The 14,391-nt window shown below is 61.4% G+C and carries 13 protein-coding genes and 2 tRNA genes; 5 read left to right on the forward strand and 10 right to left on the reverse strand.

Annotation, left to right across the window (positions count from 1 at the left end; translation table 11 throughout):
- Positions 1–98 precede the first annotated feature (98 nt).
- Together MK745_RS10845 and MK745_RS10850 are read right to left on the reverse strand one after the other, a co-directional pair.
- On the reverse strand, positions 99–1,772 hold the full coding sequence (locus tag MK745_RS10845; RefSeq protein WP_243613312.1) for a cytochrome c oxidase subunit I: 1,674 nt from the start codon (positions 1,770–1,772) through the stop codon (positions 99–101).
- Positions 1,773–2,032: 260 nt separating this feature from the next.
- Complete coding sequence (locus MK745_RS10850; protein ID WP_243613313.1) at positions 2,033–2,461, reverse strand: c-type cytochrome; 429 nt, start codon at positions 2,459–2,461, stop codon at positions 2,033–2,035.
- A 307-nt stretch (positions 2,462–2,768) separates the two neighbouring features.
- On the opposite strand from MK745_RS10850, the gene MK745_RS10855 reads away from it, so the two are divergent.
- Complete coding sequence (locus MK745_RS10855) at positions 2,769–3,437, forward strand: outer membrane protein (protein WP_243613399.1); 669 nt, start codon at positions 2,769–2,771, stop codon at positions 3,435–3,437.
- On the opposite strand, the gene lipB is transcribed toward MK745_RS10855, so the two are convergent.
- Positions 3,428–4,102 (reverse strand): lipoyl(octanoyl) transferase LipB, encoded by a 675-nt coding sequence (lipB, locus tag MK745_RS10860; protein ID WP_243613314.1) that lies wholly within the window; start codon positions 4,100–4,102, stop codon positions 3,428–3,430. The two genes, MK745_RS10855 and lipB, sit on opposite strands and share 10 nt — an antisense overlap.
- A gap of 181 nt (positions 4,103–4,283) precedes the next feature.
- Between lipB and MK745_RS10865 the strand changes: the two genes are divergently transcribed.
- From MK745_RS10865 to MK745_RS10875, 3 genes are all read left to right on the forward strand, one after another.
- On the forward strand, positions 4,284–5,897 hold the full coding sequence (locus MK745_RS10865) for a peptidoglycan-binding domain-containing protein (protein WP_243613315.1): 1,614 nt from the start codon (positions 4,284–4,286) through the stop codon (positions 5,895–5,897).
- Between the two features lie 147 nt (positions 5,898–6,044).
- Positions 6,045–6,131 (forward strand) — tRNA-Leu (locus tag MK745_RS10870).
- 151 nt (positions 6,132–6,282) lie between these two features.
- Entirely contained in the window at positions 6,283–7,338 is a 1,056-nt protein-coding gene (locus MK745_RS10875) for a phosphatase PAP2 family protein (protein ID WP_243613316.1), read from the forward strand.
- A 2-nt stretch (positions 7,339–7,340) separates the two neighbouring features.
- Here MK745_RS10875 and MK745_RS10880 read toward each other — a convergent pair whose 3' ends face one another.
- From MK745_RS10880 to MK745_RS10910, 7 genes are read right to left on the reverse strand one after another with little or no spacing between them, the layout of a single operon-like run.
- Positions 7,341–8,270: an AEC family transporter gene (locus MK745_RS10880; RefSeq protein WP_243613317.1), complete on the reverse strand. Its 930-nt coding sequence runs from the start codon at positions 8,268–8,270 to the stop codon at positions 7,341–7,343.
- A gap of 5 nt (positions 8,271–8,275) precedes the next feature.
- On the reverse strand, positions 8,276–9,076 hold the full coding sequence (locus MK745_RS10885) for an MBL fold metallo-hydrolase (protein WP_243613318.1): 801 nt from the start codon (positions 9,074–9,076) through the stop codon (positions 8,276–8,278).
- Entirely contained in the window at positions 9,073–9,879 is an 807-nt protein-coding gene (locus MK745_RS10890; protein ID WP_243613319.1) for a TatD family hydrolase, read from the reverse strand. Before MK745_RS10890 ends, MK745_RS10885 begins: the two co-directional genes overlap by 4 nt.
- Before the next feature lie 3 nt (positions 9,880–9,882).
- Complete coding sequence (locus MK745_RS10895) at positions 9,883–11,010, reverse strand: DNA polymerase III subunit delta' (RefSeq protein WP_243613320.1); 1,128 nt, start codon at positions 11,008–11,010, stop codon at positions 9,883–9,885.
- Positions 11,007–11,633: a dTMP kinase gene (tmk, locus tag MK745_RS10900; RefSeq protein WP_243613321.1), complete on the reverse strand. Its 627-nt coding sequence runs from the start codon at positions 11,631–11,633 to the stop codon at positions 11,007–11,009. The genes MK745_RS10895 and tmk overlap by 4 nt, the downstream gene beginning before the upstream one ends.
- Positions 11,630–12,799 (reverse strand): D-alanyl-D-alanine carboxypeptidase family protein, encoded by a 1,170-nt coding sequence (locus tag MK745_RS10905; RefSeq protein WP_243613322.1) that lies wholly within the window; start codon positions 12,797–12,799, stop codon positions 11,630–11,632. The genes tmk and MK745_RS10905 overlap by 4 nt, the downstream gene beginning before the upstream one ends.
- A gap of 21 nt (positions 12,800–12,820) precedes the next feature.
- Positions 12,821–13,681 (reverse strand): SPOR domain-containing protein, encoded by an 861-nt coding sequence (locus tag MK745_RS10910; protein WP_243613323.1) that lies wholly within the window; start codon positions 13,679–13,681, stop codon positions 12,821–12,823.
- A 250-nt stretch (positions 13,682–13,931) separates the two neighbouring features.
- Between MK745_RS10910 and MK745_RS10915 the strand changes: the two genes are divergently transcribed.
- Positions 13,932–14,021 (forward strand) — tRNA-Ser (locus tag MK745_RS10915).
- Positions 14,022–14,391 lie beyond the last annotated feature (370 nt).

The raw sequence follows: 14,391 nt of genomic DNA on the forward strand, positions 1-14,391 counted from the left end.
GCCTCACAGCCGAGCGCTGTTCGGGAAGACTACTCGTGTAAGAAAAAGGCCCCGGCGGAAAACCGGGGCCTCTTTGGCGTTTCAGAGGCGGACAGCGCTTAGTGCGCGTGGCCCTTGTCCCAGTCTTCCTGTTTCGGAAGCTGCTCGAACGTGTGTTCGGGCGGCGGGGAGGGCAGGGTCCATTCCAGAGTATCCGCGTATTCGTTCCAGTAGTTGTTTTCGGTCACGCGGGCGCCACGCGTCAGCGCGTAGATCACGATACCGAAGAACAGAACGAAGGAGGCAAACGAGAGCAGCGCGCCGTAGGAGCTGATCTTGTTGAAGTAGGCGAAGGCCTCCGGATAGTCGATGTAGCGACGCGGCATGCCCTGACGGCCCAGGAAGTGCTGGGGGAAGAAGGTCAGGTTGACGCCGATGAAGAACATCCAGAAGTGGAGCTTTGCCGCGACTTCGGGGTACTGACGGCCCGTCATCTTGCCGAAGTAGAAATAAATCCCGGCAAAGATGGTGAAGGCGGCCCCCATCGACATGGTGTAGTGGAAGTGCGCCACGACGTAGTAGGTATCGTGGTAGGCACGGTCGACACCCGCCTGCGAAAGCACGATGCCGGTCACACCACCGATGGTGAAGAGGATCAGGAAGCCGAGGCCAAAGAGCATCGGTGCCTTGAACTCGAGCGAGCCGCCCCACATGGTTGCGATCCACGAGAAGATCTTCACCCCTGTGGGCACCGCGATGACCATTGTCGCGAGCATGAAGTAGCTCTGCTGGGTCAGGGACATGCCGACGGTGTACATGTGGTGCGCCCAGACGACGAAGCCGAGTGCGCCGATCGCGATGATGGCCCAGACCATCGGCAGGTAGCCGAAGACGGGTTTGCGCGAGAAGGTGGCGAACACGTGGCTGACGAGGCCGAAGCCGGGCAGGATCACGATGTAAACCTCGGGGTGGCCGAAGAACCAGAGAATGTGCTGGTACAGGATCGGGTCACCGCCGCCGGCGGGGTCAAAGAAGGTCGTGCCGAAGTTACGGTCGGTCAGCAGCATGGTGATCGCGCCGGCCAGAACGGGCAGCGACAGAAGGATCAGCCAAGCGGTGACGAAGATCGACCAAGAGAAGAGCGGCACCTTGAACAGGGTCATGCCGGGGGCACGCATGTTCAGGAAGGTGGTGATCATGTTGATCGCGCCGAGGATCGACGAGGCACCCGAGACGTGCACCGCGAAGATCGCGAGGTCCATCGAATAGCCCGCTTCCGAGGTCGAGAGCGGCGGGTAAAGCACCCAGCCCACGCCGGACCCCAGCTGGCCGTTGCCGCCGGGGCTCAGGAGCGAGGCAACACCAAGGGAGACGCCGGTCACATACATCCAGAAGGACAGGTTGTTCATGCGCGGGAACGCCATGTCCGGCGCGCCGATCTGCAGCGGCATGAAGTAGTTGCCAAAGCCGCCGAACAGGGCCGGGATCACCACGAAGAACATCATCAGGACGCCGTGATAGGTAATCATCACGTTCCAGAGGTGTCCGTTCGGGGTACATTCCGCGGAGGCGTCTGCGATAAAGCGCGCACCTTCGAGGCACATGTATTGCACACCGGGTTCCATGAGCTCGAGGCGCATGTAAACGGTGAAGAGAACTGCGATCAGACCGACGAAAGCCGAGACGATCAGGTAGAGAAGACCAATGTCCTTGTGGTTGGTCGACATGAACCAGCGGGTAAAGAAACCGCGCTCGTCTTCATGGTCGTGGCCGTGAATGGCTGCGTCTGCCATTTTTTGCCTCCCTTATGGTGGGTTAAGGACACGGGGGATTCTTCCCGCGCCCAGGTTCATCGTCTTTTTTAGATGTGTCGGGGGCAGGCCGCAATCACCCTATTTGACACAGATCAAAAAAAAGTGTCGCACCCCAGTTGATTTGGGTCAAATCCGACCGGGGTTTCGCGGGGTGGGGGCGCAGAATGGAAAACCCCCGCACAACAGGGTGTTGCGCGGGGGTCTTGGAGCCGGGCGGACCCGGTGAAACAGAGCGTCGATTACTCGGACGCGGCTTCCGGTGCCGGGGCGACGGAGGCGAGATAGGCCGCCACGTCTTCGCCGCCTTTGCGGAGTTTGAAGCTCATGCCGGATTTCGCTGCGAAATCGTTGTCGCCGAGCCATGCCTTGGGATCTTGGACGTATGCGGCGATCGCTTCTTCGGTCCAGACGAAGCCAGCTTCGGCGGCTTCTTCGAGGCCGTCCTTGTAGCGGAAGCCTTCGACGGAGCCAGCCACACGGCCAACAACACCGTAGAGGTTCGGACCGGTCTTGCCGCCTTTGAAGATGGTCTCACCTTCCGGCGATTCGATCATGTGGCAGGATTTGCATTTCTTGAAGGCTTTCTCGCCTGCTTCTGCATCGCCTTCGGCGAATGCGGGGGCGGAAAGAGCGATCAGAGCTGCGGTGGCAACAAAAAGGTTCTTCATGAGATTTCCCTTGGCTTAGTGTTTTTCCTTGCTGGAGCGAAACATAGTGTTTCACGGCTTCAAAAGCGATACCTGAAATTGCGTCAGGACACCGCAGGCCGGGTTCCGCCGGTTCGCTATGCGGCTGGCTTCACGAGACAATCATTAACATATTGCTTTGTTTGAATTATTCAACCAAACCCTGAATTTTTTCAGTGGTTTGATCCAGTCGCTATGTACCGCGGTGCGGGCGTGAGATCATATGACCGTGGACGGCCTTCCTGATTCGAAGGGGGCATCTGGAAGAAGGAGAGATGACTTGAAGCGTATGATTTCAAAGACTGGGGCTGCGGTTGTTACCGCTATCGTTCTTGCATCTTCGGCGACGACCGCAGCAGCCACCGATTTCAGCGGGATTTATGGCGGTCTAAGCGCCGGTAAAGCCTTTGGGGATGGGACGCATTACGCGACCGGCTCGGCGACAGCCTACGGCACTGCGTCGCCGGATACGGCGCTTGTTGGCGGCGTGTTCGGTTGGAACCAGCGAGCCGGGGATTTCGTCTACGGGGTTGAGTTCGGGCTTTCGGCCGGGGTTTCAGATGGCAGCGTGTTCAACCATAGCTGTGCCTGTAGCAGCATGCAGCTGAGCTTTGATCGGGCGATTGAAATTGGGCTGCGCGGCGGTTGGGTGAGTGGCGACACGCTTTTTTATGGCGCGCTCGGTGCTGCGCATCTGAGTTTTCAAGAGCGTTACACCACGATCTCAACCCCGAATGCGATCAATATGAAGAACAGTGACACAGTACCCTATCTCGGGCTTGGGGTGGAGCATGCGGTTGCGGAGGGATGGTCGATCCGGGGCGAATACCGGCACTACTTCAATGTGACGACTACGAACCCCGCGACAGCCTATCCTGCAAGCCTATCGACTTTGAGCAGCGGGCGGCGCGACTATGATTTCGGGGTCTTCGCGATCACGTTGACGCGTTATTTCTGATCCGGGTTCTGATCGAGGGGGCCAAAGACCGTGTCGAATGTGCGCCGCAGGGCCACGTCGACATCGGTCATGGTCACGGGCAGGCCGAGATCGACCAGCGATGTGACGCCGTAGTCGGTAATGCCGCAGGGCACGATGCCGTTGAAATGCTCAAGCTCGGGTTCGACATTGATCGAGATGCCGTGGAAGCTCACCCATTTGCGCAGACGGATACCAATGGCGGCGATCTTGTCTTCGGCGGGCGCACCCGTGGCGGTCCGGGGTTTGTCGGGCCGGGCGATCCAGACGCCGACGCGGCCGTCGCGGATTTCACCAGTCAGGTTGAACTCGGCCAGCGTTTCAATGACCCAGGTCTCAAGCTGTTCGACGAATTTGCGCACGTCGCGCCCGCGTTTGCCGACATCGAGCATGACATAGGCGACGCGCTGGCCGGGGCCGTGATAGGTATATTGCCCGCCGCGCTTGCTCTCGTAGACAGGGAAGCGGTCGGGATCGGTCAGGTCGGCGGGTTTGGCAGAGGTGCCGGCGGTATAGAGCGGCGGATGTTCGACAAGCCAGATGCATTCCTCGGCTTCGCCCTTAGAGATTGCCTCGGCGCGGGCCTCCATGAACGCCACGGCGTCGTCATAGGGGAGCAGCCCCTCATGCGTGATCCATTCCACCATGGCGAAGTCCCCTTCAGCTTAGCCGCGCGCCCTTTGGCGCAGACATAGGGCGAGCCGAGGCGCACTGTCCAGAGGTCAAGGTCAAGATGGGTTGGCAAAAAACATCACCCGATTCTCACGAATCAGCGTAATCTTGCCTGCATAAGTTCATTCCAAAGGTGTTTTCTCAGGGAGAGTACAAATGTTTTCACGGTCTTTGAAAACCGGGTTGATCGCCGCTTTCATGGCGACGTCCAGCACAGCCGCGATGGCGGATAATCTTGGCGCAGCCATTGTTGGCGGGATCATTGGCGGGGCGCTGATGAACGAGCACAACAAGAGCAAGAAGCGCAGCTCCACGACCAGCAGTCGCTATTCCGCGACCCGCGCCCATAATCGCGAAACGCAAGCTTCGCTAAACTATTTCGGGTTCAACGCGGGCACGCCCGATGGCGTTATGGGATCGCGCAGCCGCGCCGCCATCACGCAATACCAGATCTATGTCGGTTTTCCGGCAACGGGCCGCCTCACGCAATATGAGCGGGACTTCCTTGTGTCGTCCTATAACCGTGCTCAGGTTGGAGGACCGCAGGTCATCAAGGCGATGCAAGGGCCGGATGGCACGCGTAGCCTTTTGAAGACGTGGTACGGCGAAGCGACCGGCGGGCGCATGGCGGGCAATACCTATAACGGGATGCCGGTCGACGTGTCCGCAGCAGTGGACGAGGTTGCTGCGAGTTCCGACCCGAGTGCAGAGCAGCTCTTGCAGCGCTCCGGGTTTATCCAGCTTGCCGATCTCAACGGCGACGGCAAGACCGACTATATTCTCGACACCTCCAAGTCGGGGAGTTCCTTCTGGTGCGGGGCGCAAAGCTGTACCGTGATGGTGTTCGCATCGACACCGCAGGGCTATGCGCGCAATGACTTCCTCAGCCATGATGCGACGCCGGCGCTGTTCTCCTGTCATCAGGGCGTGTGCCGAATGGGCGGCGCCGCGAGCCAACCGCAGATGGCGGCGGCACCCGCGCCGCAGCCGACACCGCAGCCTGTGCCACAGCAAGGCGGTACGGTGATGGCCTCGGGGCAGGCGACGCAGGCCGCGCCGCTTGGCGGAATTACCTTGTTCAACACAGGGCCCGCAGAGACGGCGGGACCGTCGCTGGCCTCGCTTTGCAGCAAGGTGTCTCTCTTGACCAACTCGAACGGCGGTTTCACCACGGTGTCGAATATCAGCGATCCGGAGTTTGCGCTTAACGAACAGTTCTGTCTCGCGCGGACCTATGCGATTGGCGCCGGCGAGACGCTGGTCGATGGGCTCCAGGGAGTCACCCCGGCACAGGTTGATGCGCAATGCGATGCCTTCGGCCCGGCGCTTGAGCCGTTCCTTGCGAAGCTTTCGACCACCCCGGCGGCTGGTGTCGTTTCGGAAGCGCAGAACTTTGTGCTCAAGTCGAATATGTCGATTGAGCAGCTTTCGGGCACCGCGAAGATCTGTCTCTTCTCGGGCTATCGTCGCGACGCGATGCCTGTGGCACTTGGCTCGGCGCTCTTGATGGTGGCGATGGGGCAGAAACCCTATGCGGAACTGATCGGTCATCACCTTGCTCAGGGCTTTGGCGTTGGCGCGTCGCAGGATCGCGCGCAGGATTGGTACATGATGGCAATCGAGGCGATGGAGGGCGGCGCAGAGCCGGTCTTTGCCCCCGGTCAGCCGGAGCGGGTTCAGCTTTTGCGCGCTGCTGTGACGGCGGGCGAAACGCCCATGGCTAGCCCGCAACCGGCCGCCGCGCTGCCGAGCTTCAACCTCGGCGACTAAGCCACGGCGTTGCGCAGGTTGCAGTCCGAAATCAACGGCCCCGGCGGGAAAAATCGCCGGGGTCGAAAATTTTCAAAAACGTCTCTTTTGCCTCTTCACATCCCCGAACGGCTTGTCTATACGGCTCCTCACCAAGTCACAGACAGTGCGGTCGTGGCGGAATTGGTAGACGCGCAGCGTTGAGGTCGCTGTGGGGTAACACCCGTGGAAGTTCGAGTCTTCTCGACCGCACCATCTCTCTCCCAGAGACTGAGAATATCTTTGTCAGGACGGTTTTCGCACCGCCCTGAAGGGCGTTGGCCCGCAAAGCTTTCCCAATGCTGCCCCATCCTTGCCCATTTTCCCTGATTTCTGGTGCGCAATGAAAGCACAGGAGACAGAATCCATGTCGATACAGGCAGATTATGCACGCAGTTCCCTTTGGGCTTGGCCGCAATGCCTTCTTAGGAACCGCCTGTTGATCGCCTGTGTCTTGGTGACAGTGGCGGCGGCCACCTATGTGAGCCGCTTGCTCGGGGTGCCGTTCGAGACGGGCACGTTTAGCGCTTTGATGCTTCTGTTCACGGGGATGTTGCCGCCTTTCCTTCTATTGCTCTTGGTGGGGCGGTTCCTGCATCTCGCTTTTGTGGTGCGCCCACAGCGCCCGATTCACCAGATGATGACGGATGCCCGACGCGTCTTTCTTGATTTCGAGCGTATCAGCCTTGGGATGGTGGCGCTTGTGGCTTTCATGGTCTTCATGGGGACGTTCGCCTATCTCAAGTTCGCGATTCCCTTTGTGAACCCATTCTCATGGGACGTGACCTTTGCCGAGTGGGACCGGGCGCTGCATTTCGGGGTCGATCCTTACAAGATCGTGCTCGGCCTGATCGGGACTCCGGTGGTCGCGACCGGGGTTAACGCCGCCTATCACGGTTGGCTTTTCCTGATGTATTTCTCGGTCATTCTGGCCTGTTTCTCGAAAGAGAACCGGGCCACGCATTACCGCTACCTGATTTCCTTCGTTGTGGTCTGGTTCCTTGGCGGCAATGTGATTGCAACGCTGCTGTCCTCTGCAGGGCCGGTCTATTACGAGCGCCTTGGCTTTGGCGCAGACTTCGTCGCTCTGACGGAGACGCTCAAGGGCTATGACGCGGTGGGCCGCATTTGGGCGCTTGATGTGCATGAGATGCTTTGGGAAGGCTATGTGGCCGAGGGGCGCGCGCGGGGGATTTCCGCGATGCCGAGCATGCATGTCGCGTCGAGCGTGTTGATGATGCTTTATGCCTATACCTATGGCCGCTGGGCCGGACGGATCATGGCGGTGTTTGCAGGGGTCATCATGGTCGGGTCGGTGATGCTTGCCTGGCATTACGCGATTGACGGCTATCTTGGGGCGGCGATCGCGGTGCTTGGCTGGAAACTCGCCGGGTGGATGGTGCGCAAGGATGGCGCGGCCTAGGCTTAGGGCAGGGTAAAGAGCCAGAGCCAGATCGTGACGATGGCGCTTGCCGTGCCGATCAGGACGGCCGAGGCGGCGGTGCGCTGGGCACGGCCGTAGAGCGATGCGAAGAGGTAGCCATTGATGCCGGTGGGCATGGCGGCGGTCAGGACGGCAGAGCGGAACGACGCGATATCCAGCCCGTTCCAAGTCCCGAGTGCCCAGACGATGGCCGGGTGCAGAACGAGCGAGATCACGCAACAATAGGCAATGGTGCGCAGATCGCCCTCGGGGCGGTAGCGGTAGAGCACACCGCCCATGCCGAAAAGCGCCGCCGGAAGCGCCGCGCGCGCCATCAGGTCCACGGCCACTGAGACGGGTTCTGGCAGGGTCGTGCCGGAGAGATTCACTAGGAAACCGAGCGAAATGCCGACGATCAGGGCGTTGGAGAACATTGCCTTGAGTACGGTGGGCAGGATCAGCGCCGGGGATTTGCCACGCGCGCGCAGGATTTCCATGACCGTGATGCCAAGCCCGTAGCAGAAAGGCGAGTGGATCGCGATGATCGCATAGTTGCCTGCCATGGCGTCGGCCCCGAAGGCGCGCTCAGTGATTGGCAGGCCAAGGAGGAGCGAGTTGGAGAACAGGCAGACAAAGCCGATTGCGACGGCATCCTCCCAATCCCGGCCAAAGAAATAGTGCGCTCCGAACAGGCCCGCGACAAAGCACAGGAAGGCCCCGGTATAGAAGCTTCCAAGGAGGGCGAGGTCGAATTCGGCGGAAAGGTCGAGACCCGCGATGGCGCGGAAGAGAAGGACCGGCACCGCGAAGTTTGTTGCAAACCGCATCAGCCCGTCGACATTGGCCTCGGAAAAGAGGCCGCGCCAAGCGGCGCCATAGCCAAAACCGATCACGAGGAAGACAGGCAGGATCACCGAGATCAGGGTTTGCATAGGCGTCAGACCTCGTAGGTGATCTGCATCCCGTCGTAGGCGGCGCTGATGTGATCGGGGGTTTCGTCCTCGACGGTGGCGTGGTCGAGGTCGATATGCATGTTGGTGAGCACGGCGCGGCGCGGGGCAGCGCGGGCGATCCACTCAAGCGATTTTTCGAAATGGGCGTGAGTCGGATGTGGCGTGCGGCGCAGCGTGTCGAGGACCCAGCAATCGAGATCCTGCAATTGCTCCCACGCGTCATCGTAGATTTCGGCCACGTCGGGCATGTAGCAGAGACCGCCGACGCGGAAGCCGAGGGCGTCGATACTGCCGTGGTTGACTTTGACCGGGGTCAAGACGATGTCACCGCCTGCGCCGGAGATCGTCACGTCGCCCTTGATCGTGTGCATGTCGAGGATCGGCGGATAGGGCGAGCCCTCAGGCTGCACGAAGGCATAGCCAAAGCGGGAATAGAGCGCGTCCTGAGTCGGGCCATCGGCCCAGACGGGGAGGCGTTTGCGCATATTGAAGACGATCATACGCAGATCATCAATGCCGTGCACGTGATCGGCGTGGGAATGGGTATAGATCACCGCGTCGAGCGCGCCGACATTGGCATCAAGGAGTTGGCTACGCATGTCGGGCGAGGTGTCGATGAGGAGCGTCGTCTTGCCCTCGCCGGTCTCGCGTTCGATCAGCATAGAGCAGCGGCGGCGGCGGTTCTTGGGATTGTCGGGGTCGCAATCCCCCCAGTGCCCGCCGAGCCGTGGCACGCCGCCGGACGAGCCGCAGCCGAGAATGGTAAAGGTCAGGCGGGCGCTCATGCGGCCTCCGCGTAGGCCGCAGCCTTGGAAAAGAGGCGGTCGAAATTGGCCTGAGTTTGGGCAGCAAAGGCCGGGTAGTCCATACCGAAGACCTCGGCGCCAACCTGCGCGGTGAGCGCGGAATAGGCGGGCTCATTGCGTTTGCCGCGATGCGGGGGCGGTGCGAGGTAAGGCGCGTCGGTTTCGACGAGGATGCGCTCGACCGGGGCGGCGGCGAAGATATCGCGCACCTCTTGCGAGCGCGGGAAGGTCGCGATGCCGGACATGGAGAGGTAGAAGCCAAGATCCACGGCGGTTTTCGCGAGCTCAGGCCCGGAACTATAGCAATGCATCACGCACGGGTAGGCGCCCTTGGCATGTTCGTCGGACAGGATCGCGGCCATGTCCTCGTCCGCGTCGCGCGAATGGATGATGAGGGGCAGGCCGGTTTCACGGGCCGCCGTGATATGGATGCGCAGAGACTCTTTCTGAATGTCCATGCTTTCGGCGGTATAGTGGTAGTCGAGGCCTGTTTCGCCAATGCCGACGAACTTCGGATGCTGGGCGAGGGCGATCAGTTCATCAACGCTTGCCAGCGGTTCTTCGGCGGCGCTCATCGGGTGAGTGCCAGCGGCGTAGAAGACCGGCGCATGGGCCTCGGCGATGGCACGCACGGAAGGTTCGTTGCGCAGGCGTGTGCAGATCGTGACCATCCGCGTCACTCCAGCGCGCTGGGCGCGGGCGATGATCTCGTCAAGTTGGCCGTCGAAATCGGGGAAATCGAGGTGGCAATGGCTGTCGGTGATCTGGGGAATGTCGGTCATGTCTCAGCGCGATGCGGTTTCAGTGATCTTGAACACCGTATCTAGGACGAGGGCGGCAGGGTCAAGGTTGACCGCTTGGCCGTGGCGGGTCCGGTCTGAAATCGTCTGGGCAATCTCGGCCCATGCGCGCGCTTTGTGCGGATTGGGGGCAAGCCGCTGGAGCAGGTCCGCTTCGCCAGGGGCGGCCTCGGGGGTCGGGGGCTGACCCGTCGCGCCGGTGCGGGCGAGGCGAGCGAGGAACGTGTCGAACATCGTCAGCAGCAGATCGAACCGCGCTTCGGCGCCGCGTGTCGCTGCGGCCTCAGCCAGTTTCAAGGCGCGGGGCCGGTCGGGGCCGCGGTCGCCACCGTAGATGGCGACGATCTCGGCATACATCTCGAGCCCGCCAAGCCGCATCAGGCGCATCGCTTCACCGACCGATCCGGCAGAAAGTGCAGCAAGGGCGGGCGCCTCGCTTCCCTCACTGGCTCCGGCTTGGGCGAGGGCGCGCTGCATGTCGTCGAGATCAAGCGGCGTCAGGCGCAGTTCGCGACAGCGCGAGCGGATGGTCGGCAACAGGCGCGAGGGCTGATGCGAGACGAGGAGCATGGTCGTGTTCGCGGGCGGTTCCTCGAGCATCTTGAGAAGCGCGTTGGCAGCATTGACGTTCATCTCATCCGCGGCGTCGACAATCACCACGCGGCGGCCGCCATCGGCGGCGGACATGGTCAGGAAGTGGGTCAGGCCACGGATGTCGTCGACGACGATCATGTCGCGCAGCTTACCGGTCTTTTCGTTGATACCGCGTTTGATCGTGAAGAGGCCCGGCTCAGAGCGGGCGAGGATGCGGCGCGCCACCGGGTGTTCGGGAGAAACCTCGAGGCTTTCATGCGCCGGGGGCGCGTCGCCAAAGAGGCCGTCGCCCGCGTCCATCGGCGTGGCGAGAAGGAAGCGCGCGATGCGCCATGCCAACGTCGCCTTGCCGGTGCCGCGCGGCCCGGTCAAGAGCCATGCGTGATGCAGTCGGCCCGCATTAAAGGCGTCGAGAAAGCCCGCTTCGGCCGTGTCCTGCCCGAAAAGCCGCGCGGTTTCGCGCGGGTGGGGGGCGCCTTCGATGCGGTCCGGTTCGGGGAGGTCGTCGTCGGTGCTCATGCCAGTTCGGCCTCGACGATTGCGAGGATATCGGCGGCCACGGCGTCGATGCCCTTTGCGCCATCGATCTTGCGGAAGCGGTCGGGGAATTCACGCGCCAGCGCGAGAAAGCCTGCGCGCATCTGTTCCTGAAGCGCCTGGCCGAAGTCCTCAAACCGTTCTTCCGCGGTTTCGCGCGATTTCGCTCGGGCGAGACCGACGGCGGGGTCCATGTCGATCAGGATCGTGAGGTCCGGTTCGCGTCCGATCATCAAGGTGTGCAATTGATCCACCACGTCGCGCAGGTCACCGCGAGATAACCCCTGATACATGCGGGTGGAGTCGGCAAAGCGGTCACAGAGTACGATTTGCCCCCGAGCCAGCGCGGGCAGGATCGTGCGTTCGAGATGATCGCGCCGTGCGGCGGTGAACAGGAGAATCTCTGTTTCTGCTGACCAGCGGTCGGGATCGCCTTCGAGCACAAGCCGGCGGATTTCCTCGGCCCCCGGCGACCCGCCGGGTTCTCGAGTCAGGACAACGTCATATCCCGCCACGCGCAAGGAATCCGCAAGGCTTCTGATCTGGGTCGATTTGCCGGAGCCGTCGATCCCTTCGAATGTGATAAAGCGCCCGCCGGCCGTCACAAGGCATCCCCAACGGTCAGGCCAGCAGAGCCAAGGAGTGTTGTGGCTGCCGCGCGCAGGCGCACGAAAAAGCCGCCTTTGCCGATATCCTTGCCAGCCAAGAGCGGCACGGTGACGGGCGGCAGACCCTCGGGGGAAATCACCAATGTGGCAAGTTCCTGATCCTTGGCGATGGGGGCCTCGATGGGACCGGAATAGATCACCTCAGAGGGGACCTTCTCGTCAGCGAAGATCGGCAGCAGAAGGTTGATATCCCGTGCCGGGACGAGCGGCACGGTTTTTGCGTTTCCCATCGTCACCTCCGCGTCAAACACGGTATCGCCAGACCGCACAAGGGTCTTGGGGGTGAATTGACGGAAGGCCCAGTTCACGATGGCCTCGGCTTCTTCAGCGCGGGATTTGGCCGTCGGCAGGCCGGTGATCGCAAAGAAGACGCGGCGGTCGCCCTGTTTGGCAGAGCCAACGAGGCCATACCCTGCTTCGGATGTGTGCCCGGTCTTGAGCCCGTCGGCACCGATACCTAGCCCAAGCAGCGGGTTCCGGTTGTAGCGGTTCTGGCTTTCCTTTTCGTCGAAGAGGAATTCCTTCTCGGCGAACATCGGGTAGAAATCGGGGAAGTCGAGATGCAGGCGGTTCGCCAGCACGGCGAGATCACGCATGGACATACGTTGACCGGGATCGGGCCAGCCATTGGAATTCGAGAAGGTCGAGTTCTCCATGCCGATCTGACGCGCGCGGCGAGTCATCAGCTGGGCAAAGCCCGCTTCGGTCCCGTCCGGCGAGAGCGCCTCGGCAATCACCGCGCAGGCATCGTTGCCGGACAGCACGATGATACCGCGCAGGAGGTCTTCGACGCTGACCCGTTCGCCAGCGCGCAGGAAGAGGGTCGAGCCGCCGTAGTTCATCGCATGTTGCGAGACGGGCAATTCTTCTTTGAGGCTTAGGCGCCCTTCCCGCACCGCCTCGAAAGCCATGTAAACCGTCATCAGCTTGGACATGGACGCCGGCGGGAGCGGGGTATCGGCGTTCTTGGATAGGAGGACAGAGCCTGTCTCCTGATCAAAGACATAGGCGGCGCGCGCCCCGGTATCGAAAGCCTGGGCCTGTGTAAGGCCCAGGAGGGTCAAGAGGGCGGCGGTCAGGGCGGCTTTGATGGCCTGTGTCATGCGCGTGTCCTTGGGGCTGGCCTAGTTCGAGACGGCATAGGCGTCGGTGAAGCCGGTGCCGTGAATCTTGTTGAGAAGGGTCTTGCGTTCGGCGGCGTTCGTGGCCGGGCCGACGACGACACGCCAGAAGGTCTTGTCCTTGCTGGTCATCTTCTTGACCAGCGGCACCATGCCGTTGTTGCGCATCGTGCCTGCCGCGTTGTCGGCATTGTCGCGCACCGAGAAGATCCCGATCTGGATATAGGGTTTGGAGAGCGACGAGGCCGAGGGTGCGGGCGCGGATTCTGAGGTAACGGTCTGCGCCGGAGGAGCAACGGCCGTGTCGGTGTCGTCTAGTGCGGCGGTTGCCGCGGCGACGGGATCAAGCGCCTCGGTGTCGACTTCTTCTGCCGCCATCGCGTCGGTTGCGGCGGGAATATCTTCGGCGACTTCTTCCCGGCGCAGGGCGGTGACGTTCAGTTCCGCCGGCTGTCCGGCGAGCATGCCAAGCGCGGCGGCAGCATCGGCGGAGATCTGAATCCGCGGGCCGGGAATCTCGCGTTCACGGCGATACAGTGCTCCGATGACGAACTTGCCGTTGCTCTGGTTGCGGATGATGACGCGATCGGGGTCCGCCACATCAGGATGCGCCGCCCAGATGCCGCCAAGGCTTGGCCGCCCGTCCCAAAGACCGGCCTCCGTGGCCGAGAAAACCTCGGGCGCTTCGACATCGCGTTCGACAAGTTTTGTCGTGCGACTATCGGTCTGTTCTTGTTTCGGGCCGGATTTGAACATTTCGGAGAAGCTCTGGCCGTCCTGACACCCCGCAACGGCGGCGGCTGTGATCAGAGCGAGGCCAAGCCTGCGCGCCGGTGATAAATCCGGGAGTGTCATGCGTGTCATGCGATGCCCTTTGCCTCGTCTCGGGTCCTGTCTTGCCGGGTCTCTGGGGCGTGTCTTGCGCCGCCTCTCTTGCCCGGGACTGATCTTGGTCTTTGATTAGCACGGCCTGCCTGCGCCGCACGTTGACCGCAGTGTAGCTGCAAGGGCAGGTCAAGAAAAGTCTGCGCATCAGCGTCGGCGGAATTTCCCACTAGGTCAGTGCGCAAGGGGGCTTTCAGAATCAAACGGCTGGCCTTAGGGAAGATGAACCGGAGGAGTGGCAGAGTGGTTGAATGCACCGGTCTTGAAAACCGACGTGGGTTAACGCCCACCGTGGGTTCGAATCCCACCTCCTCCGCCACTATTTTGTTTATGTTGTTGATATTTAATTATTTTTGTGTAGCGCTATCGTTTGGCCCCACATTCAGCCCCACGCGGTTTGGTCGTTGTCAGATTCTCTATTGACCGAACAGTAACGACAAGGTTCATTGGTTCTTGATCCGATTGGATCAGTCGCGTCATGGCAACAGGCCTGATTCCGACCATCAGTAACATACGTTTCTAGATGCAAGACGTGTCGTGAAACCCTCATTCCGAAGGAGGGTTTTGGCATGTCCAAAGCACCCAAGACTACAAAAGCGATACGTGATCTTTTCCTCGAGGGGGAGCCGCCACGAGAAGCGGCAGCGCCCCTGAGCGCGAAGACCTCTAGAAAGCAAGCGTTGAGGGGG

Origin of the sequence: Shimia aestuarii (assembly GCF_022814865.1) — a bacterium.
Lineage (GTDB): Bacteria > Pseudomonadota > Alphaproteobacteria > Rhodobacterales > Rhodobacteraceae > Shimia > Shimia aestuarii_A.